Source organism: Streptomyces sp. NPDC004134, from assembly GCF_042874195.1.
Taxonomy (GTDB): domain Bacteria; phylum Actinomycetota; class Actinomycetes; order Streptomycetales; family Streptomycetaceae; genus Streptomyces.
Genome location: NZ_JBIAMS010000005.1, coordinates 264,423 through 288,910, shown reverse-complemented (window position 1 = coordinate 288,910; position 24,488 = coordinate 264,423). Strand labels below are relative to the sequence as shown.

Below are 24,488 nucleotides of genomic sequence, written 5' to 3'. Positions count from 1 at the left end.
GTCGAGCCGGTCCGCGTACCCCGGTAACCTGGCTCGCGTGATTGACCTTCGCCTGCTCCGTGAGGACCCCGACCGAGTGCGTGCGTCGCAGCGCGCCCGTGGAGAGGACGTCGGCCTCGTCGACGCGCTGCTCTCCGCCGACGAGCGGCGCAGGTCGTCCAGCTCGCGCTTCGACGAGCTGCGGGCCGAGCAGAAGCAGCTCGGCAAGCTGATCCCGCGCGCGCAGGGCGAGGAGAAGCAGGAGCTGCTGCGGCGCACCGGCGAGCTGTCCGCCGCCGTCAAGGCCGCCGACGCCGCGCAGGACGAGGCCGCCGCCGAGACGCAGGCCCTGCTGCTGCGCCTGGCGAACGTGGTGCATCCCGAGGTGCCCGTGGGCGGCGAGGACGACTTCACGCTGCTGGAGACCGTCGGCACCCCGCGCGACTTCGCCGCCGAGGGCTTCGAGCCGCGCGACCACCTGGAGCTGGGTCGCATCCTCGGCGCCATCGACACCGAGCGCGCCGCGAAGGTCTCCGGCTCGCGGTTCTACTACCTGACGGGCGTCGGCGCCCTGCTGGAGCTGGCGCTGGTCAATGCGGCCATCGCCCAGGCCACCGCCGCCGGCTTCACCCCGATGCTCACGCCCGCGCTGGTCAAGCCGCGCGCCATGGAGGGCACGGGCTTCCTCGGCCAGGCCGCCGAGGACGTGTACTACCTGGAGCGCGACGACTTCTACCTCGTCGGCACCTCGGAGGTCACGCTCGCGGCGTACCACATGGACGAGATCATCGAGGCCGACCGGCTGCCCCTGCGCTACGCGGGGTTCTCGCCCTGCTTCCGCCGCGAGGCGGGCTCGCACGGCAAGGACACCCGCGGCATCATCCGGGTGCACCAGTTCGACAAGGTCGAGATGTTCTCGTACGTGGCCCCGGAGGACGCGGAGGCGGAGCACGCGCGGCTGCTGGACTGGGAGAAGCAGTGGCTGTCGGCGCTCGGCCTGGCGTACCGGGTGATCGACGTGGCCTCGGGCGACCTGGGCGCGTCGGCGGCGCGGAAGTACGACTGCGAGGCGTGGATCCCGACGCAGGGCAAGTACCGGGAGCTGACGTCGACGTCGAACTGCGGGGAGTTCCAGGCGCGGCGGCTGTCGGTACGGATGCGCGACGGCCAGGGCCAGAAGAAGGCGGCCCGCCCGCTGGCGACGCTGAACGGGACGCTGTGCGCGGTGCCGCGCACGATCGTGGCGATCCTGGAGACCCACCAGCAGCCGGACGGCTCGGTGGCGGTGCCGGAGGTGCTGCGGCCGTACCTGGGCGGGCGCGAGCTGCTGGAGCCGGTCGCGAAATGAGCGGCGGGGGCGGGGTGCGCAGGACACAGGCACCGGGCGGCGGGGCGCGTACGGCACGGGCGTGCGGCGGGGGCCGGGCGGCATGAGCGGCGCGCTTCCGTACCGGCTCATCGCGACCGACCTCGACGGCACGCTGCTGCGCAGCGACGAGACGGTCTCGCCGCGCACGCGCGCGGCGATCGACGCGGCGTGCGCGCGGGGCGCGGCGCACATCGTCGTCACCGGCAGGGCCGTGGCCTGGACCCGGCACATACTGGACGAGCTGGGCTACGAGGGCCTGGCGGTCTGCGGCCAGGGCGCGCAGGTGTACGACGCGGGCGCGCACCGGCTGCTGACCTCCGTGACCCTCGACCGGCGCCTCGCCGCCGATGCGGTGGCGAAGCTGGAGGCCGAGGTGGGCAAGGTCGCGGTGGCCGCCAGCGCGGACGGGCTCGCGGGCGAGGTGCTCTTCGGCCCCGGCTTCCGCGCGGTGGCCCGGGAGGACCTGCCGGTCCGCCGGGTGGCGGAGCGCGCCGAGCTGTGGGCCCAGCCGATCGGCAAGCTCTACATCCAGCACCCGGAGCTGGACGACGACGCGCTGACGGCCGCGGCCCGCGACACGGTCGGCGGCCTCGTCGAGGTCGTCCTGGCCGGCGCCGACACCGTCGAGGTGCTGCCCCTCGGGCTGAACAAGGCCACGGGCCTGTCGCTCGCGGCCCGCCGCCTGGGGGTCAAGGGCGCGGAGACGATCGCCTTCGGGGACATGCCCAACGACATACCGATGTTCCGCTGGGCCGGCCACGGGGTCGCGATGGCGGGGGCGCACCCGGAGCTGCTCGCGGTGGCGGACGAGGTGACGGGGTCGAACGACGAGGACGGCATCGCGACGGTGCTGGACCGGCTGTTCGGCTAGGCGCGCACCCGCGGGGGCCGCGCCCCTGAGGGCCTCCCGTCGGCCGCGGCGCGGCGGTCAGCGGATGATCATGATGAGCGCCGCCGTGGTCCCGACGGTGACGATGATCGTGCGCATCAGGGTCGGGGTGAGCTTGCGGCCCAGGTGGGCGCCGAGGAAGCCGCCGGCCGTGGAGCCGATGGCGATGATGCCGGCCGCCGTCCAGTCCACGTCGGTGACGATGATGAAGACGATCGACGCGACCGCGTTGACGAGTGCGGCGAGGACGTTCTTGACGGCGTTGAGGCGCTGCAGGTCGTCGCGGACGAAGGTGCCGAACAGGCCCATGAGGATGACGCCCTGGGCGGCCCCGAAGTAGCCGCCGTAGACGCCCGTACCGAGGACGCCGATCCACATCGGGGTGCCGCCGTCCTTGTCGTCGTCCTCGCTGCGCTCGGCGAGGCGGCGGGCGAGGATCGGCTGGAGGAGGACCAGCGCGCAGGCCGTCAGGATCAGCACGGGGACCACGGCCTGGAACGCTTCCGCGGGCAGTTGCAGGAGCAGCAGCGCGCCGGCTAGGCCCCCGACGAGGGAGGCGGTGCCGAAGCGCAGTATGCGGCGGCGCTGGCCGCGCAGCTCGCGGCGGTAGCCGTAGACGGCGCCGGCGACGCCGGGGACGAGGCCGACGGTGTTGGAGACGTTCGCGAGGACCGGCGGGTAGCCGAGGGCGAGGAGCGTGGGGAAGGTGATCAGGGTGCCGGAGCCGACGACCGCGTTCATGCCGCCGGCGACGAGTCCGGCGCCGGCGAGCGCGGCGGCTTCGAGCGGTTCCACGGCGGCGTCCTCGTTCCGTTGGGCCGGTTCCGGCGGGGCGGTCCCGGCGGGTGCGGGGCGGTCCCCGTTCTGCATGGTGCGTACAGCGAAGATCGTGGTCATCGTGGGCGCGGCGGCACCTCCAAGTCAATCCTCGGGTGTTCTTGCACGTCCCCAAGGGTTAGCTTGACGCGCATGACTCTGGACGACCTGCGGGTGTTCGTCGCCGTGTGCCGGGCGGGGAGCCTGAGCGCGGTGGCGCGGGAGCTGGGCTGTACGCAGTCGGCCGTCAGCCAGCACGTCAAGCGGCTGGAGCGGGAGGTCGGCCTGAGCCTCATGGAGCGGCATCCGCGCGGCGTGGTGCCCACGCACGCCGGGGAGCTGCTGCGCGGCGCCGCCGCCGAGGGCATCGGCGGCGTGGACCACGCGCTGCGGCGGCTGCGCGACCTGGCGCGCGGGGACGGCGGCTCGGTGCGGGTGACGACGGGGGCGACGACCGTACGGCACTTCATGTCGGCGGCGGTCGTCGCGTTCCGCGAGCGGTATCCGCAGGTCAGCCTGGAGTTCCAGACGGAGAACTCCAGCCGCGGCTGCGTCGCCGCGCTGGCCGCGGGCGGCGCCGACCTGGCGTGGATCACGATCGCCGCGCCGGTACGGGGCGTGGAGCTGCGGCGCGCGGCGGAGCTGCGGTGGGTGCTGGCCGTACGGGAAGGGGATCCGCTGGCGGAGCGGTCGGCGGTGGGGGCGGCGGACCTGGCGGCGGTGCGGCTCATCGGGCTGCCGGGGAACTCGAGTTCGCGGGCGCATCTGGAGGCGTGGTTCGCGGAGTCGGGGGTGCGGCTGCCGGCGTTCGACACGTCGGTCGCGGACTGGGACACGGCGATCCTGCTGGCGGAGCTGGGGCTCGGCTACGCCGTCGTACCGGAGCTGCCGGGGTGGCGGGACGGGCGGCATCCGGGGGTGCGGCTGGTGCCCGTACCGGAGCTGCCGCCGCTGTGGGCGGGGTGGGCGGTACGGCGGTGGGCGGCGCTGTCGCCGCTGGCGCGGGCGTTCGCGGACATGGTGGCGGCGGGGGTGGACGCTGAAGGGGCCGTCATTATGGACTCGTGATCTCGGTCCTCTTTGGCTCTGCCCGGCAGGCCATCGGTGGGTGAGGCTGGGTGGCGTTCCGCCGTAGCCGAATCGCACCGCCGGAGGCCCTCCGTGAGCATCGCCTTCCTGCTGACCACGCTCGTCGTGGTCGTCACGCCGGGCACCGGCGTGGTGTACACCCTCGCCGCCGGGCTGTCCCACGGCCGGCGGGCGAGCGTGGTCGCCGCGTTCGCCTGCACGCTCGGTACCGTCCCGCACGTCGTCGCGACGGTCACCGGGCTGGCGGCGCTGCTGCATGCCAGCGCGGTGGCGTTCGAGGTGGTGAAGTACCTGGGCGTCGCGTACCTGCTGTACATGGCGTGGTCGACGCTGCGCGACAAGGAGGCCCTGGTCGTCGAGGACGCCGCGGCGGCCGGGCCGCAGCCGGTGGGGCGGGTGATCGTCTCGGGCGTGCTGCTCAACGTGCTCAACCCGAAGCTGACGATGTTCTTCGTGGCGTTCCTGCCGCAGTTCGTGCCGGCGGGCCAGGAGGGGTCGGTGGCGGCGATGCTGCGGCTGAGCGCGGTGTTCATGGGATTGACGTTTGCGGTGTTCGTGGCGTACGGGCTGTGCGCGGCGGCCGTACGGGGGCATGTGCTGGGGCGGCCGCGGGTGATGGCGGGGATCCGCCGGGTGTTCGCGGTGTCGTTCGTGGGGCTGGGCGCGAAGCTGGCGGTGGCGTGACGATGCGGTTCGGGCATGCAGAGGAGCTGCGGGCGGAGTTTCCGGAGCTGGCGGCGGGGGTGCTGTACGGGGAGTTCGGGGGTGCTCCCGGGGCCGCGCCGGGCGGCGGTGGTCCCGGGCCGGGCGGGGGCGCGGAGCTGGAGGCGCGCGTCGGGGCGTACACGGACGTCGCGCGGGAGCGGCTGGCGGCGGGCACGGAGGGGGAGTTCCCCGAGGTACGGGCCTGGCGGCGGACGTACACGCGGCTGGGGCTGCGGCCGACGCAGTACCGGTGCGCGTCGGAGTCGCTGCTGCGGCGGCTGCGGCGGGAGGGGTCGCTGCCGCGCATTCACCCGGTGGTGGACCTGTGCAACGCGGTCTCCGTGGCGTATGCGATCCCCGTCGCGGTGCTGGACGTCGACCGGATCGCGGAGCCGTGGCTGGAGGTGCGCCGGGCGCGGGGCGACGAGACGTACACGACGTTCGGCGGCGGGAGCGAGCATCCGGCGGCGGGGGAGGTGACGTTCGCCGACTCGGCGGGGCGGGCGCACGCGCGGCGCTGGACGAACCGGCAGAGCGGGTATTCGGCGGTCGGCGAGGCGACGCGCCGGGTACTGGTGGTGGCGGAGGCCATGCACGAGACGGCCGCGGCGGATGTGGCGGAGCTGACGGCGGCGGTCCAGGGGGAGCTGGAGCGGCTGTGGGGCGTGGCACCGAAGGCGGCGCTGCTGACGGCGGCGGAGCCGGAGTTCGTGTTCGGGGAGTGAGGCGCGGGGTGGGGCCACGCGGTGCGTACGGCGGGGCGCCGGCGGAGGAACCCGGTCCGGGCTGGGGCAACGGGCTTCGGAGGGTCGTTGTCAGTGGGCCGTGCCACGATGGCTCCATGAACGGGGTGGAGAAGACGGCCTCCGAGAGGTCCAAAGCGTACGGGTCGGATTTCCTGCAGCTCGATGTCGGGGACGCACCGGCGGGCGGGATGGCGGACTGGCTGGCGTGGCGGCTGCGGGAGGCGATCGCGGACGGCCGGCTGGCGGTGGGCGGCCGGCTGCCGCCGACGCGGGTGCTGGCGGCGGAGCTGCGGGTGTCGCGCGGGGTGGTCACGGAGGCGTACCGGCGGCTGACGGAGGACGGGCACGTCGAGGGGCGGCGGCGCGGGGGCACGGTGGTGGTCGCGGCCCCGGTGGACGCGGGTCCCGGGCCGCGGGCGGCCGGGCCGGAGCAGCCGGCCGTGTTCTTTCCCGCGGCGCCCGGGCCCGAGGCGTTCGAGATCCTCCGTGCCGCCCCGGCGTCGATCGACCTCACCCCCGGGCTGCCGGACCTCGCCGCCTTCCCGCGCGCCGCGTGGCTGCGCGCGGAGCGGGCCGTGCTCGCCGAGCTGTCCGCCGCCGACCTGGGCTACGGCGACCCGCACGGCGCTCCCGCGCTGCGCCGGGCGGTCTCCGGCTGGCTCGCCCGGAACCGCGGCATCCGCGCCGACCCCGACGACATCGTCGTCGTCGCCGGCACCGCCCAGGCGCTCACCCTGCTGCACCCGGTGCTGCGCGCCGACGGAATGGGGGCGGTGGCGGTGGAGGACCCCGGTTCGCTCGGCACGCGCCAGCATCTGGAGAACGGCGGGCTGGACATCCTCCCGGTGCCGGTCGACGCCGACGGCATACGTGTCGACGCGCTGCGCGCCGGCGGCGCGCGTGCGGTGCTGCTCACCCCGGCGCACCAGTTCCCGACCGGGGCGGTGCTCAGCGGCGAGCGGCGCCGCGAGCTGCTGCGCTGGGCGGAGGACGGCGGCGGGCTCGTGCTGGAGGACGACTACGACGCCGAGCACCGCTACGACCGGCCGCCGGTGCCCGCGCTGCGGGCGATGCTCGCGGAGCGCGTCTGCTATATGGGCAGCGTCTCGAAGCTGCTGGCGCCGGCGCTGCGGGTGGGCTGGGTGGTGCCGCCGCCGGGGTACCGGGACGCGCTGGTGAACGCCAAGCGCTTCACCGACCTGGGCAACGCGGTGCTGCCGCAGCTCGTGCTGGCGCGGCTGATGGAGTCGGGGGAGCTGGAGCGGCACCTGCGGCTGCTCCGCGGTCGGCACCGGCGGCGGCGGGACGCGATGATCGCGGCGATCGCGGAGCACCTGCCGGGCGCGGTGGTCCACGGGGCGGCGGCGGGGCTGCATCTGACGGTGACGTTCGACGGGGCGGGCGGCTCCGGTTCGTACGGGGGGCGTGGGACGGGTGGGCGACGCGGGCTGGACGGCGGGCGCGGGCCGGGCGGGGAGGCGGCGGCCGATGCGGGGTCGGCGGGGTCGGCGGGGGTGACGGGGGTGACGGGGATGGCCGATGCGGGGTTGGCGGGGGTGACCGATACGGAGTTGGCGGCGGCGGCGCTCAGTTGCGGCGTCAAGGTGCAGCCCCTGTCCTGGCACCGCCTCCGGCCCGGCCCGCCCGGCCTCGTCCTCGGCTACGCGGCGAGCCACCCCGACGCCGTGACCGAGGGGGTGCGACTGCTGGGCCGGGCACTGCGGGGGAAGTAGCGGGCGGGAGTAACGGCGGGGATAGCGTGCGGAGATGGGTGGTGAGAGCACGGAACGGACGGGCGGCAGGGTCGTGGCCGCCGGGGACGGGGCGCGGCTGTGGGCCGTGCGGCAGGGGGACGGCGCGGTGCCGGTGGTGCTCTGCCACGGCGGGCCGGGGCTGTGGGACACCCTCGGGGACGTAGCGGAGCTGCTGGCCGGGGCGGCGGCCTCGTACCGGTGGGACCAGCGCGGGTGCGGGCGGTCGGAGGGCCGGGACGGGCCGTTCACGATGGCGCGTGCGATCGCCGATCTCGACGCCGTGCGAGCGCACTTCGGGCTGGCGCGGCCCGTGTTCCTCGGGCACTCGTGGGGCGCGAGCCTCGCCCTGCGGTACGCGCTGGCGCACCCGGAGCGGGTGAGCGGGCTCGTCTACGTGTCGGGCACCGGCATCGACCCGCAGGAGACCTGGCGCCCCGGGTTCCTCGGGAACTTCGACGCCGCGCTCAGTGCGCAGGGGCCGGTGCTGCGGGAGTTGTGGGCGCGGGCGGCGCGGGGCGGCGGCCGGGGTACGGCGGCGGAGCGCCAGGCGTGCGTGCTGCAGTGGTCGGCGGACTTCGTACCGCCGGCGGGTCCGCGGGCGGTGGCGGAGGCGGAGCGGATGGCGGCGCCCTTCCTCGGGGTGAACGCCGAGGCGAACGCGGCGCTGGTCGCCGAGGAGGGGAAGGAGCTGGGGTCGGCCGGACTGCGCGGGGCCTGTGCGGAGTTGGAGGTGCCGGTGCTGGTCGTGGACGGGGAGTCGGACATCCGGCCGCGGACGGCGGTGGATTCGCTGGTGGCGGCGTTGCCGCGGGTGGAGCGGGTAGTGCTGGCCGGGGCGGGACACCTGCCGTGGTCGGAGGCGCCCGCGGAGTTCGGGGAGGCGGTGAGGGGGTTCCTGGAAGGAGTGCGGGGGTGACGGCCTGGTTCGTACAAGCCGTCGCCGGCCGGATCGGCCGGGCCCAAGGGCTCGTGCGGGCAGTCCGGCGGGCGCGTACGACAGGCCCGCCAGGCTCGTACGGCCGGACCCTGTGCTCGGACCCGGGTCGGCGGGTCTCGTAGGCGCCGGGCACGCGGGCGGGGTTGGCAGCGTGCGGGGGGTGGACCCGGCTCATGCGTCCCGGCGGTGCAGCACCGCCGCGCCCAGTGCCAGCGCCACCGCCGACCACGCCGCCATTACGCCGAGCCCCGCCCACGGCCCGATGGGCAACTCCCCCGTGTCCACCGTCGACTGCACCGCGAGACCCGCCGACGCCGGCCCGTAGCGCTGGAACCGCTCGGCCCACTCCGGATCCGACAGCATCCCCGCGACCAGCGGCGACGCGTACAGCACCCCCAGGCACGCCGCGACCGCACCCGCCGTGTCGCGCAGCGCCGCGCCCAGGCCCAGTGCCAGCAGCGCGACCAGCACCAGGTACAGCGCCGTCCCGAAGCCGGCCCGCAGCACCGGCCCCGCCCCCAGGTCGTACGCGGTGAAGCCCGCCGGCACCAGCGCCCGCCCCGCGAGCAGCGCGCCCAGCACCCCCGCGCCGCCCGCGACCAGCACCGCGGCACCGACCACCGCGGACTTCGCCGCGAGTACCCGCAGCCGGCCGGGGACGGCGGTCAGCGTCGTACGGATCGTGCCCGTGCCGTACTCCGCCGTGAACGCCAGCGACGCGAGCACCGCCACCGCCGCCTGCCCGGCCCACACGCCCACCAGGCTGGTCTTGACGACGTCCTCGCGGCAGCCCGCCGGCGGACAGTGCGCCGTCGACAGCCCGCTGACCGCGCCCGCCCCGACCGCCGCGGTGACGGCGGCGACGGCGAGGAGGAGCCACCAGGTGCTGGAGACGGTACGCAGCTTGGTCCACTCCGCCCGCGCCGCGTACCCCGCGTCCCGTACGCCCCCGAACGCCACCCGGGCCCCGGGCACATGCCACCGCCCCCGCTGCCCCGGGTCGCCGTCACGCATCGCGCCGCCGCAGCCGCCACGCCGCCAGCGCCAGCGCCACCGCCGCCCACACCGCCAGCACCGCGAGCCCCGCCCACGGCCCCTGCGGCATGCACCCGTCCTCCGGCAGGCACACCGTCTCCACCTGCGCGTACCGCGGCGTCGTGCTCTGCACCCCGAACCCCGCCACCGGCGTCACCCGGAACAGCCACTCCACCGCCCCCAGCGGCAGTCCCCCGCCCAGCACCAGCGGCAGCACGAACAGCACCACCACGATCGTCACCGCCGCCGCCGTGTGCCGCAGCAGCGCCCCGAGCCCCAGCGCGAACAGCGCCACCAGCGCCAGCAGCAGCCCCGTGCCCACCACCGCCCGCAGCGCGGGCCCGTCGGTCAGCGACACCTCCGGGAACTGCGGCGGCCGGTGCCCGCCCGCCCGCAACGCCCGCTGCCCCACCAGGAACGACACCACCGCGCTCGCCAGCCCCGCCGCGAACGCCACCGCCGCCAGCACCGTGCCCTTCGCCGCCAGCACCCGCCCGCGGCGCGGCCCGGCGGTGAACGTCGTACGGATCATGCCCCGCTTGTACTCGGCGGTGATGAACAGCACGCCCAGCGCCGCGAAGGCGATCAGCCCGACCTGCGCCCCCGCCAGGCTCATCCACGTCAGGTCCCCGGCGGGCGGGAGCGGGCCGATGTCGCCGGAGCCGGTGACGGTGAAGGTGCCGCCGGCGCGCTCGGTGCCGCCGGCCGGGCCGTTCGCCGCCGCCGGACCGGACGCCGGCCCCACGGCCTCGTCCCGCCAGTCCGTACGCGCATCCCCGCCGCCCGCGCCGCCGTCCGAGCCGGCCGAGCCTGCCGAACGGTCCGAACCGGCCGAACCGGCCGAACCGCCGCCTTCGAGGCGTACGTTGTCGAACACCCCCGTCGCCGCGCTCGGCCCCGCCCCGATGCTCAGCGACCCGAACGACCGCTCCACCCGCACCGTCTCCGGCGCCGCCACGAACAGCCCCGCCCGCGCCGTGTCCGGCAGCCCGGCGGCGGCCACGCTGCCGACCTCGCGCCAGCGTTCGCCATCGGCGGACTCGTAGCCGGTCAGCCGGTCGCCCTCGCGCACCAGCCGCAGCCAGACCGGGGCGTCCCCGGCCACGGCACGGCCGGCGACGTCGTGCTCGAACCCGTACTGCAGCCGCACCCCGTGCCCGGCCGTGCGCATCAGGGCCACATACGGACTCCCCGGCTCCGTACCCGCCTTCACGATCACACCGGCCTTCGCCCAGGGCGCGTCCGTGCCCTCGCCCAGCGTCAGGTCCGTCACCCGCGCGGTCACGCTGCCGTCACCGGCCAGCGGCCGGTGCACGAAGCGGAACGAGTCCGCGACCCGGGCCGCCGCCGCTTCCGTACCGGAGCCGCCGCCGTCGTCGGCCGTGGCCGTCTCGCTGCCGCCCGCCGACACCAGCGACACAAGCACCGTCACGACCACACCCGCAAGCAGCGTGAGCAGCCACCGGTCGACACTGCGCAGTTTCGTGAACTCGGCGCGCAACAACTGCCAGAAGCCGGCACGAGCGGGCGGCAGCTTCGAGCGGTACGGGGCCACACCCCCGGCATCCGCCCGCGCCCCCGAGCCGCCCCCGGCACCCGTGCCGACCCCCGAATCGGCACCCGTCCCCGTACCGGAACCCACACCCGCGCCCGTACCCGTACTCACTGCGGACCCTCCCCCTCCGGCCCGGCGGCGAACTCCGCCTCGCCGCGCGTCAGCTCCATGTACGCCTCCTCCAGCGACGCCCGGTGCGCCGCCAGTTCCGAGAACGGCACCGCCCCCGCGCCCAGCAGCTCCGCCACCCGCTCCGCCGGCAGTCCCGACACCGTCAGCGACTCCCGGCCCGTCGCCGCCACCGTCGCCCCCGCCGCCGCCAGCACCGTCATCGCCCGCTCCCGCGCCCCCGTACGCAGCGCGACCCGGCTGCCGGACGCCGCGGCCAGCACCTCGGCCACCGGCATGTCCGCGACGAGCCGGCCGCGGCCGATGACCACGAGATGGTCGGCGGTGTCCTGAAGTTCGCTCATCAGATGGCTGGAGACGAGCACCGCCCGGCCCTCCGCCGCCAGCTTGCGCAGGAAGCCGCGTATCCAGCGGATGCCCTCCGGATCAAGGCCGTTGACCGGCTCGTCGAAGAGCAGCACCGGCGGGTCGCCGAGGAGCGCGGCGGCGATGCCGAGGCGCTGGCGCATCCCCAGCGAGTAGCCGCCGGCCCGCCGCCGCCCCGCCGACGCCAGACCCACCTGCTCCAGCAACTCGTCGACGCGCCGCGGCGGCAGTCCGTGCGAGTGCGCCAGCCACAGCAGGTGGTCGCGCCCGCGCCGGCTGGGGTGTACGGCCGCCGCGTCCAGCGCGGCGCCGACGTGCTGCAGCGGGCGGCGCAGCGCCGCGTACGGGCGGCCGCCGACCAGCGCGCTGCCCGCGTTCGGGGCGTCGAGGCCCAGGACGATGCGCATGGTGGTGGACTTCCCGGCCCCGTTGGGGCCGACGAACCCGGTGACCTGACCGGGCACGACCGTGAACGACAGGCCGTCCACGGCGGCGACGGGTCCGAAGCGCTTGCGCAACTCCCGGACCTCGATGGTTGCTTCTGACGCTGCCATGGTGAGGAGGCTACGAACCGGGCGGGGGGCCGGTCGTCACGCGGGGGAGGAGTCTTGCGGGCGGCGGGGTAGCTCGTGTGGGGGACGCGATCGTCCAGGGCGGGAGGGACGCCGGAGGGGGCGTACGCAGGGACAATGGCGGGGTGACGGGAGCACGGGGGGAGCGGGCGGGGGGCAGGGGCGTGCGCCGCCTCGCCTCCTCCCCCGACGGGCCCGTCGCCGCCGCCGCGCTCCTCGCCCTCCTCGCCGCCGTCGACACCGTCCTGCGCGCCGGCGCCGGCGACCGCCTCACCGCCGCCCTGCTCCTCGCCTTCGGCGCCACCGCGCCCCTCGCGCTGCTACGCACCCACCCCACCCCCGCCGCCGTCCTCGCCACCGCCGCGAACGCCCCGCTCACCGTCCTCCTCGGCGCCCCCGTCGCGGCCGGCGTCGTCGCGCAGGCGCTTCTCCTGCACCGCCTCGCCCGCCACGGCACCCGCCGCGCCCGCACCCTCGCCGTCCTCCTCGTGCTGCCGCTCGCCGGCTACGCGATCGGCGACCCCGGCGCCTCCGAAGGCGGCCGGCTCGACGCCGCCGCCCGGCTGCTCGCCGTAGCCGCCGCCGTCCTCCTCGCCGCCGCCACCGGCACCGGCCTCGCCCGCCGCGCCCGCAGCACGGCCGCCGCCCACAGCGCCACCGAACGCGCCATCGCGCACACCCTCTACGAACACGCCGCCCGCGGCGAACGCGCCCGCATCGCCCGCGAACTCCACGACGTCGTCGCCCACCACATCTCGATGATCTCCGTGCAGGCGGAGACCGCCCGCCTCACCACCCCCGGCCTTCCCGACGAAGGCGCCCGCCGGTTCCGCGACATCGGCGACACCGCCCGCACCGCCCTCACCGAGATGCGCCGCCTCCTCGGCGTACTGCGCGAAGACGCCGGCGCCGCCCCCGCGGAACGCCGCCCCCCGCCCGGCCTCGCCCAGCTCAACGAACTCCTCGACGGCGCCCGCGACACCGCGGGCGCCGCCGTCCGGCTCATCGTCAGCGGCGCCGTACGCCCCCTCGGCACCGGCATCGAACTCACCGCGTACCGCATCGTGCAGGAAGCCCTCACCAACGCCCGCCGGCACGCCCCCGGCGCCGCCGTCGACGTCGAACTCCACTACACCGACGCCGCGCTGCGCCTGCGCATCCGCGACAACGGCCCCGGCCCGCGGCCGGGCCACAGCCCCGACCCCGGCACCGGCCCCGGCACCGGCTCCGCGGACGGCGGGCACGGGCTGCTCGGCATGCGCGAACGCGCCGCCGCCGTCGGCGGCCGGCTCCGCAGCGGCCCCGCCGCGGGCGGCGGCTTCCTCCTCGAAGCGACGCTCCCCGCACAGACCCCCGCGAGCAGGGAGGTAACCGCCGCATGACCGGCTCCGCGGACACGGACACCGTGCGCGTCGTCGTCGCCGACGACCACGAAGTCGTACGCGCCGGCTTCGCCGGACTCCTCGCCACCCAGCCGGACTTCGACGTCGTCGGCACCGCGCACGACGGCGCCGACGCGGTCCGCGTCTGCCGCGCCCGGCGGCCCGACGTCGTCCTCATGGACGTCCGCATGCCCGGCGTCGACGGCATCGAGGCCACCGCCCGCCTCACGGCGGAACCCCCGCACCCCAAGGTGCTGATCCTCACCACCTTCGACCTCGACGAGTACGTCTACGACGCCCTCGCCGCCGGCGCCAGCGGCTTCCTGCTCAAGGACGTCACGGCGGAGCGGCTGTTCGACGCGGTGCGCGTGGTCGCGGCCGGCGAGGCGCTGCTCGCGCCGGGGGTCACGCGGCGGCTGATCGCCGAGTTCGCGCGGCTGCGCGCGGCGCGGCCGGAACGGGACGGGGCGGCGGCGCCGCTGGCCGCGCTGACGCCGCGCGAGACGGAGGTGCTGCGGCTCCTCGCCGAGGGCCTGTCCAACCCCGAACTCGCCGCGCGCCTGCACGTCGGCGAGGAGACGGTGAAGACGCACGTCAGCCGGCTGCTGGCGAAGCTGGGGCTGCGGGACCGTACGCAGGCGGTGGTCATGGCGTACGAAACGGGCCTCGTCGTCCCCGGCACCCGCTGACACCCGCGGCCGCGGCCGTGGGCTCCGGCCGCCCGGCTCTTGCCGGCGCGGCTCGGCTAGCCTCGTGACCATGCCCGGAGCCATCGAACTCGTGATATTCGACTGCGACGGAGTCCTCGTCGACTCCGAGCGCATCGCCGCCGCCGCGCAGGTCACCGTGGGGGCGGAACTCGGCTGGCCGCTCACCGAAGCCGACGCCGTAGAACTCTTCATGGGCAAGTCCCAGGAATCCGTCGGCGCCATGGTCGTCGAACGCCTCGGGCCGGGCACCGACGAGACCTGGCGCACCCGCTACTACGAGGAGTTCTTCGCCGGGCTCGACCGCCTCGAAGCCGTACCCGGCGTCGTCGGCGCACTCGACGCCATCGCCGCCGCCGGCCTGCCCACCTGCGTCGCGTCGAGCGGCGGGCACGAGCGGATGCGCCGCACCCTCGGCCGCACCGGGCTGTACGACCGCTTCGCCGGACGCATCTACTCCGCCACCGACGTCGGCGGCCGCGGCAAACCCGCGCCCGACCTCTTCCTGCACGCGGCCCGGGAGATGGGCTACGCGCCGCGGGCGTGCGCGGTGGTGGAGGACAGCCGCTACGGCGTACAGGCGGCGCGCGCCGCGGGCATGCGCGCGTACGGCTTCACCGGCGGGCTGTCCCCGGCCGACTGGCTGGCGGGGCCGGACACGGTGCTCTTCGACGACATGCGCAAACTGCCGGACCTGCTGGAGACGGCGGGCACGACAGGCACGACAGGCGCGGCGGGCACGGCGAGCACGCGGGAGTGACGGCTACGCCTCCTGCCCCTTGCCCCACTCGGACGCCAGCACCGACCACACCTCGGTGTCCTGCCGCACCCCGCGGTAGGGGTGCTTCGCGCGGAGCACGGCGTCGCGGCTCATGCCGAGGCGCTGGGCGACCTTGATGCTCGGGGTGTTCTCCGCGGACACGAGCCACTCCACCCGCTCCACGCCGCGCTCGTGCACCGCCCAGTCGATGATCACGCGGGCGGCGCGCGTCACCAGCCCGCGGCCGGCCGCCGCGGGCTCCAGCCAGCAACCCGCCTCGCAGGTGCGCTGCTGCGCGTCGAAGACACGGAAGAGGACGCCGCCGACGAGGAGGCCGTCGAGCCAGATCCCGTAGAGGCGGCCGGAGTCGGAAGCGGCCTTGTCGGCGTACGACCGGAGCCAGGCGCGGGCGGAGTCGAGATCGGCGGCGGCATCGGGGAGTCCGACGTGGCGGCCGATGAACTCGCGACCGCGGTCGATGTGGGCGAGGAACTCCTCGGCCTGCCACGGCTCCAGCGGACGCAGCTCGGCGCCGTCGTCACCCAGGGGTATCGCGAACATCGGTCCTCCAGTGGCTGTGCTCCGTACGGTGATCCTCGCACGGGCCACCGACAGGCCGCGCAGGTCATCCGCCCGCCACAGGCTCTGCCCGCGCCACCTCCCCCGCCCGCGTCGCCTCCTCCTGCCCCGCCTCGGCGAGGGCGGCGACACACGCCCGTACGGCCGGACTCTCCCCCCGGGACCGCCACGCGGCCTGCACCGTACGCCGCACCGCCGGCCGCACCGGCAGGAACCGCACCCCGGGCGGGCACGGCCGCTGCGCCATCTCCGGTACGAGCGACACGCACAACCCGCCCCGCACGAGGGCAAGCAGCGTGGCGTACTCCGTCACCTGGTACCGCACCTCCGGCTCCAGACCCACCTCGCGCAACGCCTGCGTCAGCCCCTCGTACGGCTCGGTGCCGACCGGACAACTCGCCCACACCGCCGCCCCGGTCGGATGGGCGAGACCGCCCAGCTCGGCGAGGCCGACGCGCTCGCGGCCGGCCAGCGGATGCGCGTCCGGCACCGCCAACTGCACGTCCTCGACCACCAGCGTCCGCACCGCCAGCCCCTGCGGCAACCGGATCGGCCGGCTGCTCCAGCTCTCGATGAGCAGCAGATCCAGCTCCCCGCCGACCAGCCGCGGCACCAGCTCGACGACCTCGCCGTCGACGACGGTGGGGGCCAGCCGCGGATGGGAGGCGGTGAGGGCGGTCAGCACCTCGGGCAGCAGGGCGCGCAGCGAACTGCCGACACCGCCGAGGCGCAGCGGCCCGAGGATCTCGTCCTGCAGATCGGCGAGATCCGCCTCGGCCTCGGCGACCTGCGCACACACCCGGGCCGCATGCGCGGCGAGCACCTGGCCGGCGTGGGTGAGGCGGACACTGCGCCCGTACGGCTCCAGCAGCCGGTGCCCGGACTCGCGTTCCAGCTTGGCGAGCTGCTGCGAGACGCCGGAGGCGGTGACGTGCAGCGACTCGGCGGCACGGGCGATGGTGCCGTGGACGGCGACGGCGTCGAGGGCGCGGAGGCGCTCCAGGCTGAACACAAAGCGATGCTAATGCTTGCGGCTAACGAATCATCGCTTTTTCTTGGGAGACCGGGCAGGCAGAGTGAGGAGCATGCGAGTCGACGGGGAGAGCCAGGACAGCAACGGCGACATACCGTTCGAAAGCCGGCGGGCCGGCAACTCCGCCACCCGGAACCGCGAGTGGAGCCGCGACCGGGGCCCTACCGGGGGCCTCGCCCAGGACTACGCCCCGGGCCTGCTGTCCCGGCTGGCCACCCCGGCCACGATGGTCATCGGCGGCTCGGCGTGCATCTCCCTGTCGGCGATCTTCGTGAAGCTCTCCGACGTGAACGCCGGCACCGCCGCCTTCCTGCGCTGCCTCCTGGCACTGCTGCTGCTCGCCCCGCTGGCGGCCGTCGAACTCCGCCGCCTCGGCCCCCGGGCCCGGCGCCCGGTGCTGACGGACCTGGCGGCAGGGCTGCTGCTCGGCGTCGACTTCGTGTTCTGGGCGGCGAGCATCAGGGATGTCGGGGCGTCCATCGCGACCGTGCTGCTCAACATCCAGGTGCTCGTCTTCCCGCTGCTGGCACGGCTGCTGACCCGCACGCCGTTGCCGCGCGGCTTCTGGCTCACGGCGCCGGTACTGCTCGCCGGGGTCGCGCTCGCGGGCGGCGCGATCGGCAACCCGGAACCGGGCAGCAGCCCCGTCACCGGCATCCTCTACGGCACCGCCGCCGGCGTCGCCTTCGCCGGCTACCTCTTCCTCACCCGCCTCGCCGGCACCCACCCCCGCACAAGTCCCCGCCGAGGCCCAGCCCCCGACTCGCCCACCCACTCCTCTCCCCGCCCGCACATCGCCGTGCCGGTGTGCACCGCGACGTTCTCCGCCGCCGTCGCCTCCGGCGTCCTCGGCGCGCTGTGGACCGGTATCGATCCGATGCCCGAGCCCGCCGCCCTCGGCTGGCTGGCCGCGCTGGCCGCGCTCGGCCAGGTCCTCGCCCTGCTCCTCATCACCCCCGCTCTGCCCCGGCTCGCCCCGGCCACCGGGGCGGCGCTGCTCCTGCTCCAGCCGGTGCTCGCCATCGCCACCGCCGTCGCGTTCCTCGGCGAACGGCCCACGGCGACGCAGTACGCCGGCTCCCTACTGGTGATCGCCACCGTCTGGTACGCCACCCGCGGCGCCGCCGGCCGCGGCGCAGAATCTCCCGCGCTCCGCGGCGAAGGCCGCGGCTAGGCTGCGCCCCATGCCGCCGTATGACGACGCCCTGCTCCCCGCCACCGCCCGCGCTCTGCACCACCGGCTCGCGGTCGCGCAGAGCGCGGGGCGTACGCCTTCGCTCGTCGCGGCCGTCGTACGCGACGGGGAGACCGTCTGGTCCGGCGCCCGCTCGATGATCGACGGGCACGAGCCGACCACCGAGACCCAGTACCGCATCGGCTCGATCACCAAGACGTTCGTCGCCGTGCTGGTGCTCCGGCTGCGCGACGAGGGCCTTCTCGACCTCGGCGATCCGCTGGGCAAGCACGTCCCCGGCACTCAGGCCCCCGCGGCGACCATCGCTCAACTCCTCTCCCACGGTTCCGGTGTCGGCGCCGAACCCCGCGGTCCCTGGTGGGAGCGGACCCCGGGCACGCTGCGCCCCGATCTCGGTGAACTCTTCGACGGCGACCCCACCCGCCACCCGGCGGGCCGCCGGTACCACTACTCCAACCCCGGCTTCGCGTACCTCGGCGCGGTCGTCGAGGCACTGCGCGGCGCACCGTGGGGCGACGTGCTGCGGCGCGAGTTGCTGGAGCCGCTGGGGCTGCGGCGTACGACGCTGCTGCCCGAGGCCCCGCACGCCGGCGGGTTCGCCGTCCATCCGTGGGCCGACGTCATGCAGCCCGAGCCGCTGCACGACACCGGCCGGATGGGCCCCGCGGGCCAGTTGTGGTCCACGGTCGGCGACCTGGCCCGGTTCGCGACCTTCCTCCTGCGCGGCGACGAGCGGGTGCTCTGCGCCGGCACGCTGGCGGAGATGCGCACCCCCGCCATTGCCCCCGAGGCCGCGTCGTGGGACAGCGGGTACGGGCTGGGCATGCAGCTCATCCGCCGCGACGGCACCATGCTCGCCGGCCACACCGGCTCCATGCCCGGCTTCCTCGCCTGCCTCCTCTCCGATGTCGACGAGGACGTGAGCGCGGTCGCCCTCACGAACGTCACCTCCGGTGTGTCCATCTCCGGCCTGGCGGCCGATCTGATCGGCACCGTGGTGCGGCACGAGCCGCGCATCCCCGAGCCGTGGCGCCCGCTGGCCGCGGACGCGGTGGATCCGGAACTGCTCGCTCTCACGGGCCCGTGGTACTGGGGCGCGAACCCGCATGTGCTGCGGCTGAAGGAGGACCGGTGGCTGGACCTGAGTCCGCTGACCGGGAACGGCTACGCCTCCCGGCTACGCCCGGAGGGAGACGGCACGTGGACGGCGGTCGACGGCTACTGCGCCGGTGAGACGCTGCGCGTGGAGCGTTCGGCGACCGGCGAGGTGTCGCATCTCGACCTGGGCACCTTCGTCTTCACCCGCGAACCGTACGACCCGGACGCCCCCGTCCCCGGCGGCACCCGCGGCTGGACGTAACCCCTATGCGGCCAACTCCTTCTCCAGCGGCGTGCGGAACCTCGGCGTTATCCGGGCGTCGCCCACCCAGGCCGCCAGTCGTTCGGCCTCCGCGGCCACCGCGCGTTCCGCGTCGCCGCCCACGTCCGTGAGCATCCGCCACACCACCTCTCCGTCCTGTCGTTGCGCCCAGCCGCCGACGACTTCGCCGTTCCACCACACCGTCGGTCCCACGTTTCCACTGCCGTCGAACAGAGCCTTGCGGTGGCCGGCGTCGAGGTGCCAGTCGCGTTCCTTCCAGCCCATCGGTGTCGGGTCGAGCCCCGGGAGCAGCGCCGCCCACGGCTCCGGCTGCGCGACCGGCTCGGTGTCGTCCGGCAGCACGTACCCCGCGCCCTCGTCCAGCTCCACCGCCACGGCGCCGGTCGCGGCCAGGGCCTTGCGCGCGGCGGTCTTCGTCCAGCCGGTCCACCACACGAGGTCCGCTTCGGTGGCCGGCCCGTACGCGTACAGCCAGCGTCTGGTCAGCTCCGCCTGCGCTCCGGCGACGTCCATGCCGGCGAAGTCCTCGCCGGGCGCCCATCGGAACTGGCTCGACGTCCATGATCCGCGCGGGTGCCCGCGGCGTATGTGCCCGTCGCAGGCGAGCATGCGCAGCACGCGCGTCGTCACGCCCTGCTGCGTCTCCTGGCGGCTGCCGGGGAAGACCGTGATCTTCGTGCGCAGCAGCGGCTCGGCGGCGGATATCTCGCTGCCGGTGGCCTCGCCCTTGTCTTCGAGCACGGCCAGCGCGGCGGCTTCGGCGCGCTGCAGCCACGCCTCGTCCAGGCCGTTCCAGTCCTTGAGGTGCTTGAGGAAGGTGGCGCGCTCGCGGGCCGCTATGGCGCGGGCCGCCGCCGCGTCCACGACGGGTGCCAGCTCGCGGCTGACCGCGAAGAGCGTGCGCCGCATGGACAGCAGCTTCACCAGAGCCACTTCCTCGTAGAGCGCGCGCTCTACGGGGGTGACTCCTGGCTCCTTCATCCGCGCGCAGGCAGAGAGGAAGACGGTCGCCGCGTCCGTCGCATGCAGCGCGACGACGGCGTCGGCCGCGTCGACGGGCGAGGCCGCGCGGGCGGTCGGCGCCAGCGCATGCCGCACGCCGATCCGGGCTCGTCGCTGCTCTGTCGTGATCTGCATAGTGGCAGTATGCCGAAGCGCATGCCGGCCCGCTCGGGCCTGTGGAAAACTTCGGATCTTGCCCACCGATACTCTTCTGACCAGGGAAGACTCGACGCAAGGGGGTAGCTCCTCGGGCCAGGTTGCGAGCTACTCCGGCCCCGGGCAGTGGCCCCGCCCGCCGCTACAGCATCCGCTTGAACCCCACGTGCGACGCCGCGAAGCCCAGCCGCTCGTAGAAGCGGTGCGCGTCCGTGCGCGTAGCGTCCGACGTGAGTTGCACGACCGCGCACCCGCGCCGTCGCGCCTCCTCGACGGCCCACTCGACGAGCTGCGTCCCCAGCCCGCCCCCGCGCTCCTCGCGGTGCACGCGCACCGCCTCGATGAGCGCCCTCGTCGCACCCCGCCGCGACAGCCCGGGGATGACGGTGAGTTGGACCGTACCGACGACGCGGCCGTCGCGTTCGGCGACGACCAGGTGCTGGCCGGGGTCGGCCTCGATGCGCCCGAAGGCGTCCTCGTACGGGGCCAGGTCGTCGGGTGTCTCGCGGGTGGCGCCCAGGGGGTCGTCGGCGAGCATCGCCACGATGGCGGGGACGTCGGCGGCCGTCGCGTGCCGGATTGCCAGGTCGGTCATGTCGCCGACCCTATGCGTGCCCCCGGGGCGCCCCCCAGTCGGTACGCGCCCCTCCGCGCTCTGCGCGCCGTCCCGCTGCCGTACGCGCTCTACCGCGCGTACGCGGCAGGGGCCTCCAGCGTCTCCACTGCCGCCACCAGCGGCGCCAGTTCCGGCCGCTTCGCGGCCTCGTCGAGCGCGGCGCGCAGGGATGCCTCGTATCCCGGCCTGGCTTCGGCGAGGAGGCTGCGGCCGGCGGGGGTGACCTCGGTGTAGATCCCCCGGCGGTCGTCGGGGCAGAGGTAGCGGCTGAGCAGGCCGCGGTCCTCGAGGCGGGTGACGAGGCGGGTGGTGGCGCTCTGGCTGAGGACGACGGCGTCGGCGAGCTGGTTCATGCGCAGGTGGAAGTCGTCCTGGCGGCCGAGGGCGTCCAGTACGGAGTACTCGCGGGCGCTCAGCCGGTGCGCGCGCTGGAGCGTGCGCTCCACGTGGGTCTCGATGCGGGCGTGCAGGGAAGCCAGGGCCGACCAGCCCCGGGCCAGTTCGTCGAGCTGCTCGGCTGTGGCCGCCATGAGCGCCTCCGCGTCCCGTGAGTGCAGTGCGTGCGTGCGTTCGCCGTCCTGACTCCCGAGTTTACTCCACCATCGCAATAGCCCGCGTTTGCAAGGATCGGCGTACGCAATTATTGTGGGCGCTTGGTAAATGGCAGCCCCTCGCACCCACCGCAGGAGTCCCCGCATGCCTCTCGCGCTGCTCGCGCTGGCCATCGGCGCCTTCGGGATCGGCACCACGGAGTTCGTCGTCATGGGCCTGCTGCCCGAGGTGGCCGACGAGTTCTCCGTCTCCGTCCCCACCGCCGGCTGGCTCACCACCGGCTACGCCCTCGGCGTCTTCGGCGGCGCCCCGCTGCTCACCGCGCTCGGCACCCGCGTCCCGCGCAAGCGGATGCTGATGAGCCTCATGGGCCTGTTCATCGCGGGCAACGTCATCTCCGCGCTCGCACCCGCCTTCGGCATCATGCTCGCCGGCCGCATCGTCGCCTCGCTCGCGCACGGCGCGTTCTTCGGCATCGGCGCGGTCGTCGCCGCCGGGCTGGTCGCCAGGGACAAGCGGGCCGGGGCCATCGCGATGATGTTCACGGGGCTGACCGTGGCCAACGTCGTCGGCGTCCCCGGCGGCACGCTCCTCGGGCAGACCGTCGGCTGGCGGGCCACGTTCCTCGCGGTGGCGGCGATCGGGGTCGTCGGGCTGGCAGGTGTGGCCAGGCTCGTACCGGACCTGCCGCAGCAGCCGCCCGGGGGACCCGCCTCCCCCGGCCCCACCGGTCTCCGGCGCGAACTGGCCGCGTTCCTCAACGTCCAGGTGCTGCTGGCCATGGGCATGACCGTCGTCGGATTCGGCGGCGTCTTCGCCGCCATCACCTACATCGCACCGATGATGACCGAGGTCGCCGGCTACGCCGACAGCTCCGTCACCTGGCTCCTCGCCCTCTTCGGCCTCGGCATGGTCGGCGGCAACCTGATCGGCGGGCGCTTCGCGGACCGCGCCCTGATGCCGATGCTGTACGTCGCACTCAGCGCCCTGACCGCGACGCTGGCGCTGTTCACGCTCACCGCGCACAGCAAGCCGGCGGCGGCCGTGAGCATCTTCCTCGTCGGGTTCTTCGGCTTCGCGACGGTGCCGCCCCTGCAGAAGCGGGTGCTGGACCAGGCCGCCGCCGCGCCCACCCTCGCCTCGGCCGTCAACGTCGGCGCGTTCAACCTCGGCAACGCCATCGCCGCCTGGCTCGGCGGCCTCGTCATCTCCGCCGGCCTCGGCTACACCGCCCCCAACTGGGTCGGCGCCGCCCTCGCCGCCTCCGGCCTGGCTCTCGCGCTCCTCTCCGCACGACTTGAGCGCCGCGCGGCAGGCACCGCGGGTCCGGCGGCCGCCTCACGGACGGTACGGGTAGCGGGCAGCGCCGAACGCCGCCGACCGGACCGACCGGCCGGCTCCGCCGACGTAGCGGAGCCCCCTACTCCGCCCAGGGCAGGGGGTGCCGCGCGCCGTCCTCGGTGACGGCGCTGCCGCCGGCTTCCATCGCCACCAGCGCCTCGACGGCGCCGGCGCCCTCGGCCGCGCCGAGCCGCCGCAGCACGCCGGACGGGAGCAGGACCGCCTGCCCGGGGGAGGCGGTCTCGGTGCGGCCGTCGCAGGTCACGGTGAGGGAGCCGGATACGACCATCCAGACCTGCTCGCGGTCGATGGCGTGCACGGGCCCGGCCTGGCCCGCGTCCATGCGTACCCGCCAGGTGCTGAGCGCGGTGCTGCCCTGGGAGGGAGTGGCGAGGGACTCCATGGAGGCGTTCGGGGTGGTGACGGTGCGGTCGGTGGCGGGGGCGATGACCTTCATGCGTGTAAAGCTCCTTTACTCGAATGGATTGAGTAAAGGAGATTTACTCAACCGTGTCAAGATGTCCCCGTGACCCGCGACCACGACAGCCCGCCGCCGCCCGAGCTGCTGTTCCTGCTCGGCATGGCCTTCCAGCTCGTGCTGACCGAGTTCAACGAGCGGGTGGCCGCCGCCGGTTACCCCGACCTGCGCCCCCTGCACGGCATGATCTTCCAGATCCTCGGCGCCGACGGCGCCACCAGCAGCGAACTCGCCGCCCGGCTCGGCGTCACCAAACAGGCCGCCGGCCAACTCGTCGACGACCTGGAGCGCCGCGGCTACGTACTCCGCACCGCCCACCCCGCCGGCGGCCGCCGCAAGCTCGTCGTCCTCACCGACGCCGCCCGCAGGCACCTCCGCATCGCCGGGGACCTCCTGCACGACCTCGAAGCCGAACTCGCCCGCCGCACAGGCACCGACACCCCCCTCCTCCGCGCCGAACTCCTCCGCCTCGTCCACGGCCTGGCCGGCGACGACCTCCCCCCGCTGCGCCCCGTCTGGTGACCCGGCGCCCGGCGCCCAGGGCCGGGCGTCGGTCGTTCCGGCGTAGGGCCGGCGATCGGGGCGGCGACCGAGGCGGCGCCTGTCTGGCGTAAGGCAGCAGGCCGGGGCCTCAGTTCCGCTGGACCGCCGCCACCAGGCGCTCCATCACGTCCCCGTCGCCCTCGACCGTCAGCTCTCCCGCCTCGACCGCCTCGGCCAGCGGGCGCTCGTGGGACAGCACCGACTGCAGCGTGTCGTGGTCGGTGGTCACCGCGACGTCCGGGGACGGCGGCTCCTCGCCGCGCCGCACCGCGGTCAACTCGCCGTCGGCGACCTCCAGCCGGTACACCTCGCGCTCCAGCTCTATGCGGTAGCTCGCCGACCACGCGGCGTGCGGCTGCGGCTGGAAGAAGGCGCGCAGCCCGAGCAGCACGGTGTCGGAGGTCAGCACCCCCTCCAGCGGTATCACCGGGGAGCGCAGCCCCCACGTGCGCAGCGCGGCGAAGACCGGCTCCAGCTCGCTGCCCCACGCCGTCAGCTCGTACACCTTCGCCGAGGCGGGCGGCGGCAGCGTGCGGCGGGCGAGCACGCCGAACCGCTCCAGATCGCGCAGGCGCTGGGACAGCATGCTGGGCCCGATGCCGGGGAGCGCGGCCTGGAGGTCCGCGTACCGGCGGGGGCCCAGGCGCAGTTCGCGTACGACCAGCAGAGCCCAGCGCTCACCGATCATGTCGAGCGCGTGGGCGATCGGGCACGCCTGCCCGTAAGTCCGCCTGTCGCCGCCGTCCCTCGCCATCTCCGCGCTCCTCCCATGCTTCCCAAATTCACTACGAAAAATGTAGCACACACTTCGAGGAATGTAGT

Annotated in this window: 25 protein-coding genes; 14 read left to right on the top strand and 11 right to left on the bottom strand. The window is 75.1% G+C overall.

All coding sequences use genetic code 11. The features are described from left to right. Positions 1–37 precede the first annotated feature (37 nt). Together serS and ACFYVJ_RS10030 are read left to right on the top strand one after the other, a co-directional pair. On the top strand, positions 38–1,327 hold the full coding sequence (serS, locus tag ACFYVJ_RS10035) for a serine--tRNA ligase (protein WP_388888417.1): 1,290 nt from the start codon (positions 38–40) through the stop codon (positions 1,325–1,327). An 82-nt stretch (positions 1,328–1,409) separates the two neighbouring features. Next, positions 1,410–2,219 (top strand): HAD family hydrolase, encoded by an 810-nt coding sequence (locus ACFYVJ_RS10030; protein WP_388888414.1) that lies wholly within the window; start codon positions 1,410–1,412, stop codon positions 2,217–2,219. Between the two features lie 57 nt (positions 2,220–2,276). Here ACFYVJ_RS10030 and ACFYVJ_RS10025 read toward each other — a convergent pair whose 3' ends face one another. Next, positions 2,277–3,032, bottom strand: a complete 756-nt coding sequence (locus tag ACFYVJ_RS10025; RefSeq protein WP_388888600.1) for a sulfite exporter TauE/SafE family protein — start codon at positions 3,030–3,032, stop codon at positions 2,277–2,279. Between the two features lie 174 nt (positions 3,033–3,206). On the opposite strand from ACFYVJ_RS10025, the gene ACFYVJ_RS10020 reads away from it, so the two are divergent. The 5 genes from ACFYVJ_RS10020 (at position 3,207) to ACFYVJ_RS10000 (ending at position 8,263) form a co-directional block, all read left to right on the top strand. After that, positions 3,207–4,121, top strand: coding sequence for a LysR family transcriptional regulator (locus tag ACFYVJ_RS10020; RefSeq protein ID WP_388888411.1), 915 nt, complete (start codon positions 3,207–3,209; stop codon positions 4,119–4,121). A 93-nt stretch (positions 4,122–4,214) separates the two neighbouring features. Then, positions 4,215–4,826: a LysE family translocator gene (locus tag ACFYVJ_RS10015; protein ID WP_388888409.1), complete on the top strand. Its 612-nt coding sequence runs from the start codon at positions 4,215–4,217 to the stop codon at positions 4,824–4,826. Positions 4,827–4,828: 2 nt separating this feature from the next. Next, positions 4,829–5,572, top strand: coding sequence for a B3/4 domain-containing protein (locus tag ACFYVJ_RS10010; protein WP_388888407.1), 744 nt, complete (start codon positions 4,829–4,831; stop codon positions 5,570–5,572). A 116-nt stretch (positions 5,573–5,688) separates the two neighbouring features. Beyond that, positions 5,689–7,326 carry a PLP-dependent aminotransferase family protein gene (locus ACFYVJ_RS10005; protein ID WP_388888404.1) on the top strand — a complete coding sequence of 546 codons (1,638 nt, stop codon included), beginning with the start codon at positions 5,689–5,691 and terminating at the stop codon, positions 7,324–7,326. A gap of 34 nt (positions 7,327–7,360) precedes the next feature. Beyond that, on the top strand, positions 7,361–8,263 hold the full coding sequence (locus ACFYVJ_RS10000) for an alpha/beta fold hydrolase (protein ID WP_388888401.1): 903 nt from the start codon (positions 7,361–7,363) through the stop codon (positions 8,261–8,263). Positions 8,264–8,455: 192 nt separating this feature from the next. On the opposite strand, the gene ACFYVJ_RS09995 is transcribed toward ACFYVJ_RS10000, so the two are convergent. The 3 genes from ACFYVJ_RS09995 to ACFYVJ_RS09985 form a co-directional block, all read right to left on the bottom strand. Then, positions 8,456–9,298: an ABC transporter permease subunit gene (locus ACFYVJ_RS09995; RefSeq protein WP_388888398.1), complete on the bottom strand. Its 843-nt coding sequence runs from the start codon at positions 9,296–9,298 to the stop codon at positions 8,456–8,458. Further along, on the bottom strand, positions 9,291–10,874 hold the full coding sequence (locus ACFYVJ_RS09990) for an ABC transporter permease subunit (protein WP_388888395.1): 1,584 nt from the start codon (positions 10,872–10,874) through the stop codon (positions 9,291–9,293). Before ACFYVJ_RS09990 ends, ACFYVJ_RS09995 begins: the two co-directional genes overlap by 8 nt. Before the next feature lie 107 nt (positions 10,875–10,981). After that, positions 10,982–11,923, bottom strand: coding sequence for an ABC transporter ATP-binding protein (locus tag ACFYVJ_RS09985; protein WP_388888392.1), 942 nt, complete (start codon positions 11,921–11,923; stop codon positions 10,982–10,984). A gap of 143 nt (positions 11,924–12,066) precedes the next feature. Between ACFYVJ_RS09985 and ACFYVJ_RS09980 the strand changes: the two genes are divergently transcribed. The 3 genes from ACFYVJ_RS09980 (at position 12,067) to ACFYVJ_RS09970 (ending at position 14,790) form a co-directional block, all read left to right on the top strand. Further along, on the top strand, positions 12,067–13,323 hold the full coding sequence (locus ACFYVJ_RS09980) for a sensor histidine kinase (RefSeq protein ID WP_388888389.1): 1,257 nt from the start codon (positions 12,067–12,069) through the stop codon (positions 13,321–13,323). Next, positions 13,320–14,012 (top strand): response regulator, encoded by a 693-nt coding sequence (locus ACFYVJ_RS09975; RefSeq protein WP_388888387.1) that lies wholly within the window; start codon positions 13,320–13,322, stop codon positions 14,010–14,012. The genes ACFYVJ_RS09980 and ACFYVJ_RS09975 overlap by 4 nt, the downstream gene beginning before the upstream one ends. 70 nt (positions 14,013–14,082) lie before the next feature. Beyond that, a complete protein-coding gene (locus tag ACFYVJ_RS09970) occupies positions 14,083–14,790 on the top strand; it encodes an HAD family hydrolase (protein ID WP_388888384.1) in 708 nt (235 codons plus the stop codon). Positions 14,791–14,793: 3 nt separating this feature from the next. Here ACFYVJ_RS09970 and ACFYVJ_RS09965 read toward each other — a convergent pair whose 3' ends face one another. Further along, positions 14,794–15,351: a GNAT family N-acetyltransferase gene (locus tag ACFYVJ_RS09965; RefSeq protein WP_388888381.1), complete on the bottom strand. Its 558-nt coding sequence runs from the start codon at positions 15,349–15,351 to the stop codon at positions 14,794–14,796. Positions 15,352–15,415: 64 nt separating this feature from the next. Beyond that, complete coding sequence (locus tag ACFYVJ_RS09960) at positions 15,416–16,381, bottom strand: LysR family transcriptional regulator (RefSeq protein ID WP_388888378.1); 966 nt, start codon at positions 16,379–16,381, stop codon at positions 15,416–15,418. Between the two features lie 73 nt (positions 16,382–16,454). Between ACFYVJ_RS09960 and ACFYVJ_RS09955 the strand changes: the two genes are divergently transcribed. Beyond that, positions 16,455–17,576 carry a DMT family transporter gene (locus ACFYVJ_RS09955; RefSeq protein WP_388888375.1) on the top strand — a complete coding sequence of 374 codons (1,122 nt, stop codon included), beginning with the start codon at positions 16,455–16,457 and terminating at the stop codon, positions 17,574–17,576. Between the two features lie 10 nt (positions 17,577–17,586). After that, positions 17,587–18,957, top strand: a complete 1,371-nt coding sequence (locus tag ACFYVJ_RS09950; protein WP_388888372.1) for a serine hydrolase domain-containing protein — start codon at positions 17,587–17,589, stop codon at positions 18,955–18,957. Positions 18,958–18,960: 3 nt separating this feature from the next. On the opposite strand, the gene ACFYVJ_RS09945 is transcribed toward ACFYVJ_RS09950, so the two are convergent. The 3 genes from ACFYVJ_RS09945 to ACFYVJ_RS09935 form a co-directional block, all read right to left on the bottom strand. Beyond that, the gene (locus ACFYVJ_RS09945) at positions 18,961–20,115 is read right to left on the bottom strand and encodes a winged helix DNA-binding domain-containing protein (protein WP_388888368.1); all 1,155 of its coding nucleotides are present in this window, start codon (positions 20,113–20,115) and stop codon (positions 18,961–18,963) included. Between the two features lie 163 nt (positions 20,116–20,278). Further along, a complete protein-coding gene (locus tag ACFYVJ_RS09940) occupies positions 20,279–20,731 on the bottom strand; it encodes a GNAT family N-acetyltransferase (RefSeq protein ID WP_388888365.1) in 453 nt (150 codons plus the stop codon). 89 nt (positions 20,732–20,820) lie between these two features. Continuing rightward, positions 20,821–21,282, bottom strand: a complete 462-nt coding sequence (locus ACFYVJ_RS09935) for a MarR family winged helix-turn-helix transcriptional regulator (RefSeq protein WP_388888363.1) — start codon at positions 21,280–21,282, stop codon at positions 20,821–20,823. A gap of 166 nt (positions 21,283–21,448) precedes the next feature. Between ACFYVJ_RS09935 and ACFYVJ_RS09930 the strand changes: the two genes are divergently transcribed. Then, a complete protein-coding gene (locus tag ACFYVJ_RS09930; RefSeq protein ID WP_388888360.1) occupies positions 21,449–22,768 on the top strand; it encodes an MFS transporter in 1,320 nt (439 codons plus the stop codon). Here the strand turns inward: ACFYVJ_RS09930 and ACFYVJ_RS09925 are convergent. Then, a complete protein-coding gene (locus tag ACFYVJ_RS09925) occupies positions 22,725–23,102 on the bottom strand; it encodes a cupin domain-containing protein (protein ID WP_388888357.1) in 378 nt (125 codons plus the stop codon). The genes ACFYVJ_RS09930 and ACFYVJ_RS09925 overlap by 44 nt on opposite strands. A 69-nt stretch (positions 23,103–23,171) precedes the next feature. Here ACFYVJ_RS09925 and ACFYVJ_RS09920 point away from each other — a divergent pair, with 69 nt between their 5' ends. After that, entirely contained in the window at positions 23,172–23,645 is a 474-nt protein-coding gene (locus ACFYVJ_RS09920) for a MarR family winged helix-turn-helix transcriptional regulator (RefSeq protein WP_388888355.1), read from the top strand. A 109-nt stretch (positions 23,646–23,754) separates the two neighbouring features. Here the strand turns inward: ACFYVJ_RS09920 and ACFYVJ_RS09915 are convergent, their stop codons facing one another. Next, positions 23,755–24,420, bottom strand: a complete 666-nt coding sequence (locus ACFYVJ_RS09915; RefSeq protein WP_388888352.1) for a winged helix-turn-helix transcriptional regulator — start codon at positions 24,418–24,420, stop codon at positions 23,755–23,757. Positions 24,421–24,488: the final 68 nt, after the last annotated feature.

Coding starts and splice junctions, on each gene's coding strand:
- ACFYVJ_RS10030 (WP_388888414.1), top strand. CDS start 1,410: ATGAGCGGCGCGCTTCCGTACCGGCTCATCGCGACCGACCTCGACGGC.
- ACFYVJ_RS10020 (WP_388888411.1), top strand. CDS start 3,207: ATGACTCTGGACGACCTGCGGGTGTTCGTCGCCGTGTGCCGGGCGGGG.
- ACFYVJ_RS09995 (WP_388888398.1), bottom strand. CDS start 9,298: ATGCGTGACGGCGACCCGGGGCAGCGGGGGCGGTGGCATGTGCCCGGG.
- ACFYVJ_RS10000 (WP_388888401.1), top strand. CDS start 7,361: ATGGGTGGTGAGAGCACGGAACGGACGGGCGGCAGGGTCGTGGCCGCC.
- ACFYVJ_RS09925 (WP_388888357.1), bottom strand. CDS start 23,102: ATGAAGGTCATCGCCCCCGCCACCGACCGCACCGTCACCACCCCGAAC.
- ACFYVJ_RS09930 (WP_388888360.1), top strand. CDS start 21,449: ATGCCTCTCGCGCTGCTCGCGCTGGCCATCGGCGCCTTCGGGATCGGC.
- ACFYVJ_RS09945 (WP_388888368.1), bottom strand. CDS start 20,115: ATGCAGATCACGACAGAGCAGCGACGAGCCCGGATCGGCGTGCGGCAT.
- ACFYVJ_RS09965 (WP_388888381.1), bottom strand. CDS start 15,351: ATGTTCGCGATACCCCTGGGTGACGACGGCGCCGAGCTGCGTCCGCTG.
- ACFYVJ_RS09915 (WP_388888352.1), bottom strand. CDS start 24,420: ATGGCGAGGGACGGCGGCGACAGGCGGACTTACGGGCAGGCGTGCCCG.
- ACFYVJ_RS10010 (WP_388888407.1), top strand. CDS start 4,829: ATGCGGTTCGGGCATGCAGAGGAGCTGCGGGCGGAGTTTCCGGAGCTG.
- ACFYVJ_RS10005 (WP_388888404.1), top strand. CDS start 5,689: ATGAACGGGGTGGAGAAGACGGCCTCCGAGAGGTCCAAAGCGTACGGG.
- ACFYVJ_RS09940 (WP_388888365.1), bottom strand. CDS start 20,731: ATGACCGACCTGGCAATCCGGCACGCGACGGCCGCCGACGTCCCCGCC.
- ACFYVJ_RS09985 (WP_388888392.1), bottom strand. CDS start 11,923: ATGGCAGCGTCAGAAGCAACCATCGAGGTCCGGGAGTTGCGCAAGCGC.
- ACFYVJ_RS09975 (WP_388888387.1), top strand. CDS start 13,320: ATGACCGGCTCCGCGGACACGGACACCGTGCGCGTCGTCGTCGCCGAC.
- ACFYVJ_RS09970 (WP_388888384.1), top strand. CDS start 14,083: ATGCCCGGAGCCATCGAACTCGTGATATTCGACTGCGACGGAGTCCTC.
- ACFYVJ_RS09935 (WP_388888363.1), bottom strand. CDS start 21,282: ATGGCGGCCACAGCCGAGCAGCTCGACGAACTGGCCCGGGGCTGGTCG.
- ACFYVJ_RS09950 (WP_388888372.1), top strand. CDS start 17,587: ATGCCGCCGTATGACGACGCCCTGCTCCCCGCCACCGCCCGCGCTCTG.
- ACFYVJ_RS09955 (WP_388888375.1), top strand. CDS start 16,455: ATGCGAGTCGACGGGGAGAGCCAGGACAGCAACGGCGACATACCGTTC.